This is a genomic window from Paenibacillus sp. P4_E11 (genome assembly GCF_056401635.1).
On the sequence record NZ_JBFUIX010000351.1, the window covers coordinates 1 to 2,229 of the forward strand.

Annotated in this window: 3 protein-coding genes; 2 read left to right on the forward strand and 1 reads right to left on the reverse strand. The window is 46.5% G+C overall.

Annotated features, from left to right (window positions below; all coding sequences use genetic code 11):
* Window positions 1-101 precede the first annotated feature (101 nt).
* Together AC1DWB_RS33870 and AC1DWB_RS33875 are read left to right on the forward strand one after the other, a co-directional pair.
* The gene (locus AC1DWB_RS33870; RefSeq protein WP_477545471.1) at window positions 102-752 is read left to right on the forward strand and encodes a response regulator; all 651 of its coding nucleotides are present in this window, start codon (window positions 102-104) and stop codon (window positions 750-752) included.
* A gap of 3 nt (window positions 753-755) precedes the next feature.
* Window positions 756-1,697 carry a polyprenyl synthetase family protein gene (locus AC1DWB_RS33875; protein WP_477545472.1) on the forward strand — a complete coding sequence of 314 codons (942 nt, stop codon included), beginning with the start codon at window positions 756-758 and terminating at the stop codon, window positions 1,695-1,697.
* Between the two features lie 28 nt (window positions 1,698-1,725).
* Here the strand turns inward: AC1DWB_RS33875 and AC1DWB_RS33880 are convergent.
* On the reverse strand, window positions 1,726-2,229 hold a 504-nt coding region (locus AC1DWB_RS33880; protein ID WP_477545473.1), incomplete at its 5' end, for a GTP-binding protein.

Sequence of the window (2,229 nt, forward strand, 5' to 3'; positions counted from 1 at the left end):
ATATAAGGTTTGATTACGCTACACTGTTATTAATCCAATAATTCCCTTTATTGTCACACGATTTGTTCGTGAATCATCCACATTCGAAGAGGTGAATCTACGTGAGCAATACAATGAAGGTGCTTGTTGTGGATGATCACCCTTTGTTTGCACAAGCTACCAAACAACTGCTGGAGCAGATTGAGAACATCGAAGTAGTCGGTGTCGTAGGAAGTGCACTTCTTTGCATTGATGCCATTCGAACTCACAGTCCTGACATTATATTCCTCGACTATCAATTGCCCGATCAATTCGGAACAGAAATCGCTGCAGAGATCAAGCGAGACTTCCCACACGTACATATCGTCATCTTCACCGGAAAAGATATCAATGATCTCATGAACAATTTTCTGGAACTGCAAGTCAGCGGCATCTTGTCCAAGGAATCCAGTGAGCGAACAATTATTCAGCTCGTACACTGTATCATGAACAACCATACGATGATCCCCTTGTCCCTATTCCATCAATTAAGGAAAGTTTCGAAGAAACCATCAGTAGAGGTGGTGCTGACACCTGACGAAGTGCAGATTATGTCTATGCTAGTGAAGGGTGAGACGCATGAACAGATCGCCGCGCAGATCCACATCAGCAAACGATCTGTCGACAATTATTTGAAGAAAATATATCAGAAGCTCGGCGTCCAGTCCCGTATCCAAGCGATTGAGAAATTCGTTCAGAGCGACTATTACGTTCATACAGGTAAAGGAGATTAAGGAATGATTGCGGAAACGATACGGGTACTGGACCGGGTAGCAGACCGATATACGTCAGATAGCGAGCTGAATGGACTGCTCAAACAATTTTTCCAACAGAAGGACAAGGAACAGTCCATTTGGGGAGAGCTGACTAAGGCAACACACGATTTGTTCGGGGGCTCCCATGCTATGATCGAAGAAGCGGCTGCTGTAACAGAAATGCTGTTATTGGCGCTCGACGTTGTGGATGACCTGCAGGATGGCGATAACCCGGAGATGCCGTGGATGCTCTGTGGTGCACCCTATGCCTTGAATACCGTACTCTCCCTTGTATTTGCTTCCATAGGCGAGCTAACCAGGGTAAATGCGGAAATTCAGAACAATGGGGGCCACGGTATAATAGATTTGCAGATCGTCAGCAACATGATTTCCATAGCCATACAAGGACAACATCAAGACATAAGTAACACAGTTCACACGGAACAAGATTATATTACAATGATCCACCAGAAGTCTGGCTCCTTACTGAAGCTTGCCTGTTATATCGGATATTCCGCCGCCGGCATGTCCAACCCAGCTGTAAGGGAGCGCATGGATGAGTTCGCTGAGACGATCGGCATCATCAGTCAAATCYGCAACGATGTACGTGACATTACACGATGGGATTTGAAGAATGATCTGCTTCAGAAGAAGAAGACATTGCCTGTGTTGTACCTACTGGCTGACGAGGAAGACATCTTCGGTCCGTTCCGCGACTATTACGAAGGACGCATCGATCGAGATCAATTCCTGCTGCATAAGATGGCCTGCATGACCTACATCGAGCAATCCGGGTGCATCGAATATTCGAACATCATCCAAACCTTATTCCTTAATCGTGCTGAAGAGCTGCTGGAATCGCTAGATGCCGATCCCCAGATGAAAGCGAAATTCCGTGCTCTCACCCTAGGTTCCCATTGTTGACTGAATTCTGATCATTGCTATCTACGTCTTACAGCTCCTCCAGCTTACGCTTTAACAGCTCCGCATCGAAATGCTCGCCGATGAATACAGCTACATCGGGTACTTCCCGTTGCGGCATGATCTTCATGAAATCAAGCTGCCTGTAAGCGTATTGGAACATGAATCGGGCAGATGTATCTGTGAAAGTCAATATTCCTTTGGCTCGATAGACATCCTCAGGCATGTCGTTCATCAACTGTTCGAAGCGTTCGCTGTCAATTGGCTTGTCCATATAATGCGTATACGCCATCACATGGTTGTGTGTATGATGATGGCCTTTTCCCTCGTCATGTCGGTGTTCGTGACGATCAGGACCATGCTCACTACGAGCATGGTCTTCGCTTATGTTGGCGCTTAAGGCCCACACTGCAACCAGATCGAAGTCGCAGCGCACAGTCTCAACAACAGCAGCATGGCCATTCCAGGATGCAGTAAGTTCCCTGCAAGCAATAAGCTGATCCTCAGTTACCAGATCGATCTTATTCAATACAAT